Origin of the sequence: Nocardioides thalensis (assembly GCF_013410655.1) — a bacterium.
In the GTDB taxonomy this organism is placed as follows: domain Bacteria; phylum Actinomycetota; class Actinomycetes; order Propionibacteriales; family Nocardioidaceae; genus Nocardioides; species Nocardioides thalensis.
In genome coordinates this window covers 4,444,773-4,457,884 of record NZ_JACCFP010000001.1, presented here as the reverse complement: position 1 = coordinate 4,457,884, position 13,112 = coordinate 4,444,773, and the positions used below count along the sequence as shown (strand labels likewise).

Sequence of the window (13,112 nt, the reverse complement as noted above, 5' to 3'; positions counted from 1 at the left end):
TCATGGGTCGCAAGAAGAACTCGGCGCTGCTCGAGGCAATCGAGACCGCCGAGGAGTACGTCGAGTCCGCCATCGACCACGCGAAGGACTTCTTCGAGGACACCGCCAAGCCCGCCCTGTCCGACGCGCGGGACAAGGCGGCCCCGGTCGTCGCCGACGCCCGCAAGAAGGCCGCCCCGGTCGTCGCCGCGGGCGCCGCCACCGTCGCCACCAAGGCCGCACAGGCCAAGGACTACGCCGAGACGAAGGCCGCCGAGGCCACCGGCAAGAAGCCGAAGAAGCGCTCCAAGATCAAGATGCTGCTGCTCTTCGGCGCGATCGGCGGCGCTGTGGCCGTGATCGCCAAGAAGCTCCAGGCCGGCGCCTCCGAGCAGAGCAGCCCGTGGCAGTCCGACTACAAGCCGGCCGCGCCCCCGACGCCTCCGACGCCGACCGCGGTCCAGGACCCGGTGACCGAGGAGGACGCCGTGCCCGAGGGCACCCACGGCGACCCGCTCGGCGAGGAGTCGCGCTCCGAGTGATCGCGGGCTAGCGCTTCGCGAGCTCCGGGTGGTCGGCCCGCAGGCGCTCGGCCACCCGGCGCTCGACCCAGAAGATCAGGCCGGGCACCAGACCGGCGACCATCATCAGCAGGAACTGCGGGATGCTCCAGCGCGCCTTCTGGCTGAGCACGAAGGCCACGACGACGTAGACCATGTAGATCCACCCGTGCACCAGCCACACCGGGGTGAGGTCCTCGCCCAGCTGCTGGAGCCCGCTGCCGTCCTCCAGCCCGTACTTGAGGACGAAGCCCACGGTGCCGACGAGCAGCAGCACGCCGACCACCAGCGCGAGCACGCGGTAGACGATGAAGAGCCTGGTCACGGGGCCGAGGCTAGCCGCTGCTCGTCGTCGGCCTCGTCGGCGGCGTCGTCCGCACCCCCGACGGTCGTGACGTCGCGCACGTAGCGCCACCACAGGAAAGCGGCGAACGCCGCGAACACCCACCACTCGATGGCGTAGAGCAGGTTGCGCAGCGCGGTGAACGTGCCGACCGGCGGGAGCTGGTCGAGCGTCGCCGGCTCCAACCCGGCCTCGGGCTCGCGCAGGACGACGTAGCCGCCGTACAGGTCCTGGTCGACGCGCTGGACCAGGTCGGCGACCCGCAGCTGCGGGAGCACGTCGTCGTCGGGGTCGTCGTCGGCCTCGCCGGTGCCCTCGGGCGGCTGCAGCCAGCCCACGACATCCGCGGTGCCCTGCGGTACGGCGGCCGCGAGCCTCGCGTCGACGTCGGCCACCCAGCCGCGCACCACCGGGACGGCCGGCTCTCCGGGGCCGCCGACGGTCAGCGGCGTGACCACCCAGAAGCCCTCGTGGCCGGCGTCGTCCTCGCGGCCCGCGACCAGCACGGTGCCCTCCGGCAGCCAGGTCCCGGAGACGGTGACCGGGCGGCCGACGTCCTGCCCGGGGAACGGGTCGTCGGGACCGAGCAGGCTGGTGATCGCCACCGGGTCGGCGCCGGTGAGGTCCTGCTGCTCGGCGGCGCGCCGCACCTGCCAGGCGTCGTACTGCCACGCGCCCATGCCGACCGCGATCCCCACGCAGACGAGGGCGAGCAGGTGGGCAGCCCACAGCCGAGGACTCCACCAGTGCGCCCGCTGCTCCACAGGATCAGCGTACGGAGGGCCGCGGTCTTCACCGAATCGGACTGGTCTTACCACTTGACCAACTGGCCACATCGTCGTACGGTCGTCGGCATGGCCCTGAAACCCGTGCAGCGGCAGTCCGTGTCCGACCAGGTCTTCGACCAGGTGCTCTCCGAGGTCGTCGACGGCGAGCTCGGCGTCGGCGAGGCACTCCCGAGCGAGCGCCGGCTGGCCGAGGTGCTCGGCGTCTCCCGGCCCGCGGTGCGCGAGGCGCTCCAGCGGATCGCGCAGACGGGCGTGGTCGAGGTGCGGCACGGCGGCGCGACCACCGTGCGCGACTTCCGTCGCCACGCGGGGCTCGACCTGCTGCCGCGGCTGCTGGTCCGCGGCGGCCAGCTCGACGCGGCCATCGCGCGCAGCATCGTCGAGGCCCGCACCCAGATCGCCCCCGGCATCGCCGCTCTCGCCGCCGAGCGCGGCGGCCCGGCGACGGCAGCGGCGCTGGCCGACGTCGTCGACCGGCTCGCCGCCTCCGCCGACCCGGTGACGTGGCAGCGCGAGGTGCTGGCCCTGTGGGACGTCGTGGTCGACGCCGCCGACTCGCTGGTCTACCGGCTGATGTTCAACAGCCTCCGCGCCGCCTACGAGCCCGCGCTGCCGGTGCTCGGCGCGCTGCTCGAGGAGGAGGTCGGCGTGGTGGAGCCCTACCGGGTGCTCGTCGCGGCGATCGGCGCCGGCGATCCCGGTACGGCGCGGGCCGCCGCGGAGCGGGTGCTCGACCCCACGGCGGGGTCGCTGCTGGCCGCCTTCGCCGCCCTGACCGAGCAGGCTGAGCAGACCGAGGATGAGGCATGAGCACGCCCGTCGACCCGCGCGTCGAGGCGCTGGCGCGGCAGCAGGTCGCGGAGGACGAGGCCCGGATCACCGGCACGTCCGTGCGCGGGCAGCGTCGTACCTCCCAGACGCTGAGCGAGGTGTTCCGCGCCTTCTGGCACCACCCGTCGCCGTACATCCTGACCACCTGCCTGGTCACGGCCGTCACCGCGCGCGTCGTGGTCGGCGGCGGCTCGTGGTGGGAGCTCGCCATCCCGGCCGGGCTGCTCGCGGTGATGCCGGTCGTGGAGTGGCTCATCCACGTCTGCATCCTGCACTGGCGGCCGCGGAAGGTCGCCGGCGTCACCGTCGATCCCCTGCTGTCGCGCAAGCACCGCGAGCACCACGCGAACCCGCGGGAGATCCCGCTGGTGTTCGTGCCGTGGCAGGTGGAGCTCTACCTGCCGCTGATCATCTTCGGCATCGCCTGGCTGGTCATGCCGGGCTGGCCGGCGACGCTGACCATGGTCTCGGTGGTCTACCTGCTGCTGTCCGGCTACGAGTGGACCCACTACCTGCTGCACAGCGACTACCGGCCCAGGTCGCGGTGGTACCGCGCGGTGTGGCGCAACCACCGCCTGCACCACTACAAGAGCGAGCACTACTGGTTCACGGTGACCACCGCGGGGACGGCCGACCGGCTGTTCGGCACGAACCCCGATCCGAGCACGGTGCCGACGTCACCGACGGTCCAGAGGCTGCACGCCCTCGACCTCTGACACGATCTGCGGCATGACCGTCCACCACCTCAACTGCGCGAGCATGCACCCCCGGTTCGGACCCCCTGCGGTCGCGCACGTGCTGCTGGTCGAGCGCCCGGAGGGCCTTCTCCTCGTCGACACCGGCCTCGGGACCGGCGACCTCGGGTCACGGAGCCGCACGGGGCGCGGGTTCGTGACGGTCCAGCGACCGCGGCTCGCGCCGACCGAGACGGCGGTCTCCCAGGTGGCCGCCCTCGGTCACGAGCCCGGCGACGTCACCGACATCGTGCTCACCCACCTCGACCTCGACCACGCGGGCGGGCTGGGCGACTTCCCGGCGGCGCGCGTGCACCTGCACCGCGACGAGCTCGAGGCGGCGACCAGGCCGTCGCTGCGGGAGCGGGCCCGCTACCTCGCAGCACAGTGGGAGCACGGCCCGCACTGGGTGCGCCACGACGAGTTCGGCGAGGACTGGTTCGGCTTCCGCGCCACCACGCTCAGCGACGACGTGCTGCTGGTCCCGCTCCCGGGCCACACCCGTGGGCACTGCGGCGTCGCCGTACGCCGGCCCGACGGGCACTGGCTGCTCCACGCGGGCGACACGACGTTCGACTCCGGCGACCTCCACGTGCCGCCGTCCTGCCACCGCGGGCTGGCGCTCTTCCAGGCGGCGATGGCGCTCGACAACGGTGCGCGACGAGCGACGGTCGAGCGGCTCCGGGCGCTGTCCACCGACCAGGCGGGCGCGGTCACCGTCTTCTGCGCGCACGACAAGCAGTCGTTCGACGACCTCGCCGCGGGCGCCCCCGGCGGAGCGGTGGGATAGCTCAGTCGGCGCAGACCGCGAACGGCAGGTGCCGGCCCTCGGTGAGCTCGACCGCGCTGGCCGGCCGCGCCAGGTCGTAGCCGATCCGGCCGCCCGAGGGGTCGGCGACGCCGCGGGCGAACGCGACGCCGAACTCCGGGTCGGTGCGCGGCATGACGTCGGCGATCCGCATCCGCTCGAACGCGTCCTCGCGGTCGGGACCGAGGCGCACGGTGACCAGCTCGCCGCCGAACGCGACCGAGAAGCCCTCGATCGGGTCGAGCATGCTCAGCTCGGCCGCCGGCGCCGCCGCCAGCTGGGCCTGCATGCCGTCGCCGAAGACGGTGTCGAACGGCAGGCAGTCGGTCTCGACGTACGTCGACGCCGCCGGGTCGCCGACGAGGTCGTGCAGCGCCGCGTCGGCCGCCCAGGTCTCGTCGCCGTCGGGCAGTGGTTCGGACGACACCAGCCTGCGCTGGGTGTCGATCTCGACGTCGTCGAGCGGACCGACGCCGTAGGTGGCGGCCCGGCGTACGTCGTCCATCCGCACGTCCTCGTGGAACGCGATCACCCAGTCGGTCGTCTCGCCGACCCCGTAGTGGGCCTCCCACGCGACGTCGTCCTGGCCGAAGCCGTACTCCCGGCGCAGTCGTTCATCGTCCGGCCGGAGCAGCCCGTCGGAGAGCATCGCCGCGCCCTCGGCCGCCGCCCAGAACTTGCGCCGCTCGTCGGCGGGCGAGTCGCCGTCGAGGGACCCGAACCCGAGCACCAGTCGCAGCTGGTCGAAGTCGGTCACCTCCAGCACGGTGGCCTCCGCGGGCACGAGCGCGAGCGCCGCGGCCGACGGCTCGAGGTCGGGGTCGTAGTCGGTCGAAACCGCCGCCGAGTCGATGTCGGGCGGGCGGAACGGCTCGGGGTCGTCGCTGCACGCGCTGGTCAGGGCCGCTGCGAGCGCAAACACCGCGCAGAGCCTGACCTTCACGGGGGGCAGTCTGCCACGGTCTCCGCCCGCGACCGGACAGTCCCGCCAACCCGTGCCTCGCCCGGCTCCGTCACCTCAGGCGTACGTCGACGACCGCCTCCGGCCGGAGGGTCACCGGACCGAGCAGCCCCGACGGGAGCGGCCTGTTGGTGCGCCGGTTCTGCAGCGTGTTGGTCACCCGCACCTCGATCGCGTTCTCGCCCGGCCGGAGCGCGTCGGTCGCGTCCACGAGGTACGGGCTCCACAGGAGCCGCGGCAGCTCCACTCCGTTGATCGTCACCACCGCCAGGTCGCCGACCTTGCCGAGGTCGAGCAGCAGCCGGCGGTCGGCCAGCTCGGCGCCCGTGAGCTCCAGGGTCGTCTTGTACACCGCGCTGCCCGAGAACTTCGGGTCGATCGCGGTCCACGAGCCCAGCTCGGTCGGCCGGGCCGTCTCCCCGTCCCGCTCGAGACGCACCGTCCACGGGCCGTCCACCGCGATCGGCCGCAGCTCGTCGGTCACGGTGACCTCGCCCCGGTAGGTCTTCCCCTTGTGCCGCGCCACCAGCGCACTGGTGCCCGGCTCCGGCACCACGAGGGTCGCGAGCAGCGACGCGGGATCCACGTCGAGCTCCGCCGCCTCGACCTCGAGCGCGTCGTCGACCAGGTGCGGCCCGCTCGTGGCGCCGTCGCGGAACACGATCGCGATCGTCTCGTAGGGGTCGAGCTCGAGCGGCACGATCGTCTCGCCGGTGCCGCCCTCGTCATACGTCGTGGCGGCGTCGGTGCTGCCGGTGCGCGGGTCCCAGACCTCGGGCACGCCGTCGGTCGGGAGCGTCGCCGCGGTCGCGACCGCGGCTCCGGACTCGTTGTTCACGAGGTAGGCGACATCGTCGCCCCGCCCGGTGCGCAGCACCCGCACCGCCGGCGCGGCGGGCGCCAGCTCGGCCGCGGCCGTGCCGGCCGCCCGCGCGAGGTGCGGTAGTGCCTCGTTGTCGCCCACGACGGCGACCTGTCCGGCGCCCCGGCGGGTCCACGAGCCCGACGCGCCACCGAACAGGGCGTCCAGCGCGGTGGCCAGGGCGGCATCGCGTCCCCGCGCCTCGTGCTCGGGCAGCGCGCCGACCGCGACGACGCGGCCACCAGTCCGGACCAGCTCCTGGAGCGTCCGCACGGTCTCCAGGTCGAGCACCGGCGTCGACGGCACGACGACCATGTCGTACGTCGCCGCGCCCACCTGCAGCCGTCCGCTGCGCGGACGCGCGTGGAAGCGGGTGCGCGCGTCGCGGGAGAAGGAGCCGTCGCTCACCAGGTCGAAGTCGACCTGGCCGCGCTCCAGCGCGTACGCCGCGCCGCTGAGACGGGCGTCGAGCTCGTGCTCCTCGTCGGTGGTGCGGGTCTGCTCGGCCGCGCGCTGCGGCTGGAGCAGGGCGGTGCGGGCCAGGGACTCGCCGCGGCCCAGCTCGCTCACGCGCCCGATCCAGGCGTCGACGTCGCCCATCGCGTCCCAGAACGTGCTGCTGGGCCCGAACGGCGGGGCGAAGTACACCTGCTGCTCGTCGGTCCACAGCGCGTGCAGCGCGAAGGAGTTGATGCCGCGGGTCGCCAGCGCGCCGATCGTGGCGTGCATGTACTCCGGCGCGACGTCCCAGCCGGAGTTGCCGAACACCTCGGACAGCGCCATCTCCGCACCGCTGTGGTGAGCGGCGGCCGCGGCGTTGCGGCCGAGCGTGGTCTGCCGCCCCGCCGTGTAGTCCTCGGTGATCATGTCCGTGCCGGGCACCTGGGCGTACTGGTTGTTCTTCGCGAGGTCGCCGGTGCTGTGCATCCGCTGCTGCGGGCTCTCCTCGTCCAGCAGCGGGTTGGTGATCAGCTGGAGGCCGTGGTCGTCCATCCACTCGGCCTGCCGCTGGTAGTAGTTGGTCGCGAACGCGTTGTTCACCGCGCGCCAGTAGGCGCCGGAGTGGCGCTCCCCCGCGCGACCGAGCTGGTCGAATGCCGCCGTGTAGGCGATGCCGGGCGTCGCGCCGGCCTCCTCGACCAGGCCGGCGAGGCTGTCGGACCACGGCAGCCGCTTGAACGGCCACGGCTCCGCGGAGGAGATGAACGGCTCGTCGTCCCAGAAGCCCGGCACGACCGTGCCCATCGCCCAACCGAAGCGACGGACGTACTCGCCCTGGACGACCTCGAGGAGCCGGTCGGTCGCGTCCGGGTCGAGCAGGTCGAGGTAACCGCGGTGGTAGCCGCTGGTGTCGTCCTTGAGCACGGCCGTGCCGTAGGTGTCGACCATCCACCGGCCGGCCGGCACGTGCCACGACCCGTCCTCGAGCTCCTCGGTCAGCTCGACGAGGTCCTCGCCGGCGGTCGATCCCGCCGGCCGTGCGGCAGCCGCGACGGCGCCCTCGACCCGGACGGTCGGGCCGCCGAACTCGCCGATGTCGACGGCGCTGTCGAACGTCCGCGACCACAGCTCGCCACCGGCGGGCCCGGTGACCGTGAGGTTGCCCCACGTCACGCGCTGGAGGCCCTCGACCGCGTCCTCGATGCCGACGCCGCCGTACTCCGCGCTGACCGCGGGCGCCCCGGTCGGGTACGTCGCGTCGACGGCCACCGGCTGCGTGGTGCGGTTGATGACCGGCTTGATCTGGTCGCCGCTGACCGTGACGTTGATCGTCTGCTCGCTGCGGGGGTGGAATCCGGGCGTGGGCACACCGGTGGTCAGCCGGGTGCGCTCGTCACCGTCGACCCGCCAGACGCTGGCCCGGCCCTTCACGTCGACGTCGACGAGGTAGCCCTCTCGCCCGTCGGCGGACGAGCGGACCATCAGCTGCGCACCGGAGGCCGTCAGCCGCACCTTGCCGCTGACGGTGTAGTCGGTCCACGCGGAGCCGGCGACGACGGGGTGGGCGCCCTCGCGGAGCGCACCGTCCACGACGAGGCGGCCCTCGGTGACGCTCAGGCCGCTCGACTCCGCCGGGTCGATGGTGGTCGGCCCCTCCACGACCAGGGTCGACCGCTGCAGCGCCTTCAGCCGCAGCTCCGGGCTGGGCTCGTAGGTCTTGTCACCGACCGTGCCGCCGTTGGCGATGATGCCGCCGGCCTTGCCGCTGGGGAAGTTGCTGTCGTTGTAGAGCCAGATCCGCATCCCGGTGCGCTCGGCCTCGCGCAGCACGTGCTCGACGATGTCGAACCACGCCTCGGTGAAGAACGCGGGCTGCATCTTGTCGCCGCCGTACGGGAACAGGACCGCCTCGTTGATGCCCTTGTCGCGCAGTTCCGCCATCTGGGCGTCCACCACGGCCGGCGTGACGTTGCCCGTCCAGTACCAGTAGACCATCGGGCGCGTGTCCCCCGCCGGGTCGGCGAACGCCGCCGGGTCGAAGCCCTCCGCCTGTACAGCGGCCGCCACCCGGCTGTCCGCAGGGTCGGCGGGAGCGGGCACCGCCGGCCCGGCCGTGAGGGACAGCCCGACGACCGCAGCCGTCGAGACTGCTCCCGCACCGAGGAGGCGGCGTCGGCGTGCTGATCGGTTCATGGGTCCGAGTCCCTTCGTGAGGTCCGTCACTGCGTGGCGTGCAGAACCTAAGCCGAAGGGCGTCGCAATTGGAACGTTTCAGTCCGCATCCGGCCACGGGCTTGACCGGCGAGGGTCGCCGGCAGGGCCGGCGCATCGCATTCCAGGCCAGCGTGGCGAGACGCCGTCGATCGCAAGGCCGACGAGGGAAGGCGATCTAGAGAGCGAAGCGATCGCCGACCGAGGAGAACGCAGCGAGCGGCGGTGTATCGCCACGCTGGGTGGAGCCTAGGGGACTCGAACCCCTAACCCCCTGCTTGCAAAGCAGGTGCGCTACCAATTGCGCCAAGGCCCCTTGGTTCGTGGCGGTCGCGGGGCGACCGCCTCGACTGCGGGTTGCTACGCCTCCGGGAGCTTGTCCGTGGCCTCGGCCCACAGGGCCTGCTCGGCCTTGCTCTCCTGGAGCTTCTTCACCGCGAACGCGACGCCCGCGGCGGCGAGCGCGGACAGAAAGATCTTCTTGAACACCGCGTCAGCGTACCGACGACCCGTTCTCCTGCGGAAATCGCGTTGCGCCGCCGGCCATCCAGAACAGCCACCCCGCGAAGCCGTACAGGGCGGCGAACATGGCGTTGAGGCCCAGCAGCTCGAGCACGGACGCACCCGGAAGGTCGTCCCACCCGGCCATCAACGAGACCGCGAAGGTGACGCCCAGCGACGCCGCGGTCACGGCGAGTGCCACCGCCATCGCGCGGGCGCGGAGGCGGGCGATCAGTGACCCGGCCACGAGGACGACGATGACGCCCAGGTAGATGCGGTCCCTCTCACCACCCTCGCCGATGACGCCGAGCGCGCCGGCCGCCAGGACCAGGAAGAGCGTCGTGCCGATGGCCCACGCGATGCCGACGCGGTAGTAGGTGGTCTCGCTGAACATGGCGGCGTCCCCTTCCCGGATGCGCGGCACCGACTGCGGTGCCCGGCACTCACGCTAGGTCACCCGATGGTCAGGCGGAGGGGAGGAAGTGTGGAGGTTCGGTGCAGGTCGATCGGCGGGCCGCGGTCTGCGCCGAAATGACGACCGCCGCCGACCGGTCGGGGTCGGCGGCGGTGCGCGCGAGTGGGCCTAACAGGACTTGAACCTGTGACCTCTTCCTTATCAGGGAAGCGCTCTAACCGTCTGAGCTATAGGCCCGGGTGGCAGGTCGCTCTGGGTGGAAGCCCCGCGGCGACGAGCCGAGGAGGAACGTTACCGGAGGGGGTCCCGCCGCAACAAAACGAGGTGGCTCAGTGGCCGTCCTCGGCGAGGGTGAGCTCGATGCCGCCCAGCAGCGCGGCCGCCATGTTGTAGAGGAAGGCGGTCAGCGTGGCCGCGGCGGTGATCAGCACGACGTCGATCGCGGCCACCAGCATGGTGAACCCGAGCACCCGCGAGGTGCCGACGTAGTCCTCGACCCGGAAGTCGGCAGTGTCCTCGCCGCCGATGGCCTCCTGGACGGTGCTGTTGATCGAGTCCCAGACGCCGGCGGCGCCAAGCACCTGCCACACCATCGCGACGGAGACGACGGTGACGACCGCGAACGCGATCGAGAGCAGGAACGAGGTCTTCATGACCGACCACGGGTCGACGCGCGTCAGGCGGAGCCGCGCACGGCGCGGCACGCGGGGCCGGCTGGTCACCGTCGCGCCGGGAGGCAGCGACGGCGCCGGCGCACCGGCGGGCGGGCCCGGCTTGTCGGGCAGCGGACCCGGCTTGTCGCTGGCGAGCGGCGGGCGGACGGTGCTGTCGTCCTTGCCGACCGGGGAGCCCGGGATGCGAGGTCGCGTCGACGGCTCGGTGGCACGGTCGGTCATCAACCCTCACTCTCCCCGGCGCCATCGGTGGCGTCGGTGTCGCCCGTCTCGGCGGGGTCCATGGCACCGATTGTGTCATCCGGACCCGAATCGGGCGATCCGGTCGTCTCGACAGCGCTCTCGGCGGCGGCGCCGTCACCGTTGTCGGCACCGTTGCCGGCACCGTTGTCGTCATCGCCGGCGTCGATCTCGTCCTCGACCCGCGACTCCACGGACCGGGCGACCACCGCGACCGAGTCGCCGGCCTTCGGGGTCACGAACTTCACGCCCTGGGTGGAGCGTCCGGTCGGCCGGAAGTCGTCGTTGATCGGGCTCCGCACGACCTGGCCGCCGGTGGTGATCGAGAGGACCTCGTCGCCGTCCTCGACGATGAAGGCGCCGACCAGGACGCCGCGCTCCTCGTTGGTGAGCGTCATCGCCTTGATGCCGAGGCCGCCACGGGACTGGAGGCGGTAGTCGGAGATGCGGGTGCGCTTGGCGTAGCCGCCGTCGGTGATGGTGAAGACGTACTGGACCGCCTCGTCGCTGTCCTCGTGCGCCGCCTCGGCCGCGCGGATCACCGACATCGAGAGCAGCGAGTCGCCGTCGCGGAACTTCATGCCGGTGACGCCCGACGTCGCCCGGCCCATCGGCCGCAGCTGCTCCTGCTCGCCCGCCTCGACCTCGGCCGGGGTGAGCGCCGCCTTGAACCGGATGGCCTGGCCCTTGCGCGACACCAGCAGGATGTGGTCGCCCTCGCTCGCCAGCTCGGCGCCGATCAGCTCGTCGTCGTCCTCGCGGAAGTTGATCGCGATGACGCCCGCCTGGCGCGGGCTGTTGTAGTCGCCGAGCCGCGTCTTCTTGACGAGGCCGTTCTTCGTGGCGAGCACGAGGTACGGCGCCTGCTCGTAGTCGCGGATCGCCAGCACCTGCGCGATCGACTCGTCGGGCTGGAAGCTCAGCAGGCCGGCGACGTGGCCGCCCTTGGCGTCGCGCGACGCCTCCGGGAGGTTGTAGGCCTTCGTGCGGTAGACGCGGCCGGCCGTGGTGAAGAACAGCAGCCAGTGGTGGTTGGTCGTGGCGATGAAGTGGTCGACCACGTCGTCTCCGCGCAGGGTCGCGCCGCGGACGCCCTTCCCGCCGCGCTTCTGGCTGCGGTACTGGTCGGCGCGGGTGCGCTTGGCGTAGCCGCCGCGGGTGATGGAGACGACGAGCTCCTCGTCGGGGATGAGGTCCTCCATCGAGAGGTCGCCGTCGGCCGCGATGATCTGCGTGCGCCGGTCGTCGCCGTACTTCTCGACGATCTCGCCGAGCTCGTCGCCGACGATCTGCCGCTGGCGCTCGGGCTTGGCCAGGATGTCCTCGTAGTCGGCGATCTCGAGCTCGATCTTCGCGAGCTCGTCGATGATCTTCTGCCGCTCGAGGGCGGCCAGCCGCCGGAGCTGCATGTCGAGGATCGCGTTGGCCTGGACCTCGTCGATGTCGAGCAGCTCGATGAGCCCCTGCCGGGCGTCGTCGACCTCGGGCGAGCGCCGGATGAGGGCGATCACCTCGTCGAGCATGTCGAGCGCCTTGACCAGGCCGCGGTAGATGTGTGCCCGCTTCTCGGCGTCCGCGAGGAGGTAGCGGGTGCGCCGGACGATGACGTCGATCTGGTGCGTGACCCAGTTGCTGATGAACTGGTCGATGCTCAGCGTGCGCGGCACGCCGTCGACGAGCGCGAGCATGTTGGCGCTGAAGTTTGTCTGCAGCTCGGTGTGCTTGAGGAGGTTGTTGAGCACGACCCGCGCGACCGCGTCACGCTTGAGCACCACCACCAGTCGCTGGCCGGTGCGGTCGGAGGTGTCGTCGCGCACGTCAGCGATGCCCTGGACCTTGCCGGAGTCGGCGAGCTCGGCGATCTTGAGCGCCAGGTTGTCGGGGTTGACCATGTAGGGCAGCTCGGTGATCACCAGGATCGTCCGGCCGCCGCTGTCCTCGTCGACCTCGATCACCGCGCGCTGGGTGATCGAGCCGCGGCCGGTGCGGTACGCCTGCTCGATCCCGTCGCGGCCGACGATCAGCGCGCCGTTGGGAAAGTCGGGGCCCTTGATCCGCTCGATCAGCGCGTCCTGGAGCTCCTCGCGGGTGGCGTCGGGGTGCTCGAGCGACCACATCGCGCCGGCCGCCACCTCGCGGAGGTTGTGCGGCGGGATGCTCGTCGCCATGCCGACCGCGATGCCCGCCGAGCCGTTGACCAGCAGGTTGGGGAACCGCGACGGGAGGACGACGGGCTCCTGGGAGCGACCGTCGTAGTTGGGCTGGAACTCGACGGTGTCCTTCTCGATGTCGCGGACCATCTCGAGCGCCAGCGGCGCCATCCGGCACTCGGTGTAACGCATGGCCGCGGCCGCGTCGTTGCCGGCGGAGCCGAAGTTGCCCTGGCCGTGGACCAGCGGCGCCCGCATCACCCAGGGCTGGGCGAGCCGGACCAGGGTGTCGTAGATCGCGGTGTCGCCGTGCGGGTGGTACTGACCCATCACGTCGCCGACGACACGGGAGCACTTGGAGAAGCCGCGGTCGGGGCGGTAGCCCCCGTCGTACATCGCGTAGAGCACCCGGCGGTGCACCGGCTTGAGCCCGTCACGTACGTCGGGCAGCGCCCGGCCGACGATGACCGCCATCGCGTAGTCGATGTAGGCCCGCTGCATCGAGGTCTGCAGCTCGACGGGCTCGATCCGCCCGCCGGGGCCGCCGCCCTCGCCGCCGCCGAGGTTGCTGGTCGTCTCAGTCACGATTGCTCTTTCTGGCTCGTTCTAACGAT

12 protein-coding genes and 2 tRNA genes are annotated in these 13,112 nt (G+C 72.2%); 4 read left to right on the top strand and 10 right to left on the bottom strand.

What is annotated here, in order from left to right:
- The first annotated feature begins 2 nt into the window (after positions 1–2).
- A complete protein-coding gene (locus tag HNR19_RS21700; protein ID WP_179669891.1) occupies positions 3–521 on the top strand; it encodes a hypothetical protein in 519 nt (172 codons plus the stop codon).
- A 7-nt stretch (positions 522–528) separates the two neighbouring features.
- Here the strand turns inward: HNR19_RS21700 and HNR19_RS21695 are convergent, their stop codons facing one another.
- Both HNR19_RS21695 and HNR19_RS21690 read right to left on the bottom strand, forming a co-directional pair.
- A complete protein-coding gene (locus tag HNR19_RS21695) occupies positions 529–864 on the bottom strand; it encodes a DUF3817 domain-containing protein (RefSeq protein ID WP_179669890.1) in 336 nt (111 codons plus the stop codon).
- Positions 861–1,646, bottom strand: a complete 786-nt coding sequence (locus HNR19_RS21690; protein WP_179669889.1) for an SURF1 family cytochrome oxidase biogenesis protein — start codon at positions 1,644–1,646, stop codon at positions 861–863. Before HNR19_RS21690 ends, HNR19_RS21695 begins: the two co-directional genes overlap by 4 nt.
- Positions 1,647–1,736: 90 nt before the next feature.
- On the opposite strand from HNR19_RS21690, the gene HNR19_RS21685 reads away from it, so the two are divergent.
- From HNR19_RS21685 to HNR19_RS21675, 3 genes are read left to right on the top strand one after another with little or no spacing between them, the layout of a single operon-like run.
- The gene (locus tag HNR19_RS21685; RefSeq protein ID WP_179669888.1) at positions 1,737–2,480 is read left to right on the top strand and encodes a FadR/GntR family transcriptional regulator; all 744 of its coding nucleotides are present in this window, start codon (positions 1,737–1,739) and stop codon (positions 2,478–2,480) included.
- Positions 2,477–3,217, top strand: coding sequence for a sterol desaturase family protein (locus HNR19_RS21680; protein WP_179669887.1), 741 nt, complete (start codon positions 2,477–2,479; stop codon positions 3,215–3,217). The genes HNR19_RS21685 and HNR19_RS21680 overlap by 4 nt, the downstream gene beginning before the upstream one ends.
- 13 nt (positions 3,218–3,230) lie before the next feature.
- On the top strand, positions 3,231–4,025 hold the full coding sequence (locus HNR19_RS21675) for an MBL fold metallo-hydrolase (RefSeq protein ID WP_179669886.1): 795 nt from the start codon (positions 3,231–3,233) through the stop codon (positions 4,023–4,025).
- 1 nt (position 4,026) lies between these two features.
- On the opposite strand, the gene HNR19_RS21670 is transcribed toward HNR19_RS21675, so the two are convergent.
- The 8 genes from HNR19_RS21670 to gyrA all read right to left on the bottom strand — a co-directional run bounded on the left by HNR19_RS21670 (position 4,027) and on the right by gyrA (position 13,083).
- Entirely contained in the window at positions 4,027–4,986 is a 960-nt protein-coding gene (locus HNR19_RS21670) for a hypothetical protein (protein ID WP_179669885.1), read from the bottom strand.
- Between the two features lie 70 nt (positions 4,987–5,056).
- Entirely contained in the window at positions 5,057–8,500 is a 3,444-nt protein-coding gene (locus HNR19_RS21665; protein ID WP_179669884.1) for a glycosyl hydrolase, read from the bottom strand.
- A 261-nt stretch (positions 8,501–8,761) separates the two neighbouring features.
- A tRNA-Ala gene (locus HNR19_RS21660) sits at positions 8,762–8,834 on the bottom strand.
- A gap of 44 nt (positions 8,835–8,878) precedes the next feature.
- A complete protein-coding gene (locus HNR19_RS22405) occupies positions 8,879–9,007 on the bottom strand; it encodes a DLW-39 family protein (RefSeq protein ID WP_343047323.1) in 129 nt (42 codons plus the stop codon).
- Positions 9,008–9,011: 4 nt separating this feature from the next.
- The gene (locus HNR19_RS21655) at positions 9,012–9,413 is read right to left on the bottom strand and encodes a hypothetical protein (RefSeq protein ID WP_179669883.1); all 402 of its coding nucleotides are present in this window, start codon (positions 9,411–9,413) and stop codon (positions 9,012–9,014) included.
- Positions 9,414–9,597: 184 nt separating this feature from the next.
- A tRNA-Ile gene (locus tag HNR19_RS21650) sits at positions 9,598–9,671 on the bottom strand.
- Between the two features lie 92 nt (positions 9,672–9,763).
- Entirely contained in the window at positions 9,764–10,330 is a 567-nt protein-coding gene (locus HNR19_RS21645) for a DUF3566 domain-containing protein (protein WP_179669882.1), read from the bottom strand.
- Positions 10,330–13,083, bottom strand: a complete 2,754-nt coding sequence (gene gyrA, locus HNR19_RS21640; RefSeq protein ID WP_343047322.1) for a DNA gyrase subunit A — start codon at positions 13,081–13,083, stop codon at positions 10,330–10,332. The genes HNR19_RS21645 and gyrA overlap by 1 nt, the downstream gene beginning before the upstream one ends.
- Positions 13,084–13,112: the final 29 nt, after the last annotated feature.

Coding starts and splice junctions, on each gene's coding strand:
- HNR19_RS21700 (WP_179669891.1), top strand. CDS start 3: ATGGGTCGCAAGAAGAACTCGGCGCTGCTCGAGGCAATCGAGACCGCC.
- HNR19_RS21685 (WP_179669888.1), top strand. CDS start 1,737: ATGGCCCTGAAACCCGTGCAGCGGCAGTCCGTGTCCGACCAGGTCTTC.
- HNR19_RS21680 (WP_179669887.1), top strand. CDS start 2,477: ATGAGCACGCCCGTCGACCCGCGCGTCGAGGCGCTGGCGCGGCAGCAG.
- HNR19_RS21675 (WP_179669886.1), top strand. CDS start 3,231: ATGACCGTCCACCACCTCAACTGCGCGAGCATGCACCCCCGGTTCGGA.
- HNR19_RS21665 (WP_179669884.1), bottom strand. CDS start 8,500: ATGAACCGATCAGCACGCCGACGCCGCCTCCTCGGTGCGGGAGCAGTC.
- HNR19_RS21655 (WP_179669883.1), bottom strand. CDS start 9,413: ATGTTCAGCGAGACCACCTACTACCGCGTCGGCATCGCGTGGGCCATC.
- HNR19_RS21645 (WP_179669882.1), bottom strand. CDS start 10,330: ATGACCGACCGTGCCACCGAGCCGTCGACGCGACCTCGCATCCCGGGC.